The organism is Metabacillus sp. 22489 (assembly GCF_052044855.1).
GTDB classification, from domain to species: Bacteria; Bacillota; Bacilli; order Bacillales; family Bacillaceae; genus Metabacillus; species Metabacillus niabensis.
This window is the reverse complement of sequence record NZ_JBQENT010000113.1, coordinates 1-1,381: the sequence shown is the minus strand read 5'-3', so window position 1 is coordinate 1,381 and position 1,381 is coordinate 1. Positions and strand designations below refer to the sequence as shown.

Genomic DNA, 1,381 nt, shown 5'->3' with positions numbered 1-1,381 from the left:
GGTTCAACGTCAAATGTTGGGGTGAAGTAAATCTTACTTCTCCCTTATCCAACATGAACACCCACTTTTTTATACTTATGTGTTAATAAAATCTTTGCTCTAAAACGCTTGAAACTTCTAAAGCCAAATGCGTTTCTTTTCATGACCTTTGTTAGATTATTAATTCCTTCTAAAAAGCCGTTAGTAAAGTTATAGGCAAAACTATTTACTATTTCTATTTGCCAATTTTGTAGGGTTTTTATTGCTTTTTTAAACTCTGGAATATTAGCCTGTTCTACTTTTCGGTAAAAATCGATTAATGACGTTTTAGTTTTGAGGATATTCCCTAACCCATTTTCTTTTGCTTGAACAAACCAGTTAGAAAAAGCTTCTTTTAGCTCATAAGCTGTCTTTAATTCTTTTGAAAAACCTAAATACCGTTTTAAATACCACTTATCTTCTTCTGTTAATTTTTCTGAGTGTTTATGGAATACATGCCGCATCTTCTTACACTTTTTACGATCATAATCGTGCCAGTCAGACTGTATTCTTCTTCTAACACTATCTAGCGCCCAATAAATATATCGAACAAAATGAAACCGATCTGCGATAATGACAGGTTTTCCTAGTGCTTGTTGAACAGCTGCTTTAAAAGATGGACTCATATCCATTACCACAAATTCTACATTTGCCCCATATTTCTTTAGGTAATGCATAATTGTCTTTTTATACCGATTTGGTAATATGTCGATAGGTTCCCGCGTAACCGCATCCGCAATAATAAGCTGGTACTTTCCCTCTTTTGTATCTCCTTTGTATTCGTCTATTGCGATTGCCTTCGGTAAATCTTTCGGTTCCTCTTGAATGGTCCTTTCGGCTAGCTCATCAAAACGACGTACAACGGTAGAAGAAGAGATTCCATAAATTTCGGCTGTTTCTTTAAACGTTTTTCCTTTAATACTACGGATTTTTATGGCTTGATTATATTCAATAGATAAACGTTGATAACGCTCAATAAAAGGATTATTTTCTGCAAACCTCTTTCCACAAACGCAGGAATAACGACGCTTCTTGTAAAAAATAACAGTATGGCGTTCAAATACCTTTAAATGCTTTATTTTTTGAGTTCGATAATCATGGACTTTTAACGTTAATGCTCCACAGTTTGGACATGGATGTTCTTTTACTGGCATCTCTACATAAAAACAGAATTTATCTTCAATTACTTCAGTTTTGTTGACTATCACTTCTTCAAATCCAGGTAAATTTATGTTAGAATTCATACAGCACATATCTCCACTCTATACTTGTTTCTCGACAACTCAAGTATATAAGAATGGGTGATATTGTGCTCTTTTTTTCTTCAAATTGTTTTAAAACCCCAACATTTATTATAGAACCA

General features: G+C 33.7%; 1 protein-coding gene. It reads right to left on the bottom strand.

The window, feature by feature from the left end:
- Positions 1–44: 44 nt before the first annotated feature.
- A complete protein-coding gene (locus tag ACTJJ9_RS26265) occupies positions 45–1,262 on the bottom strand; it encodes an ISL3 family transposase (RefSeq protein WP_145585446.1) in 1,218 nt (405 codons plus the stop codon).
- Positions 1,263–1,381 lie beyond the last annotated feature (119 nt).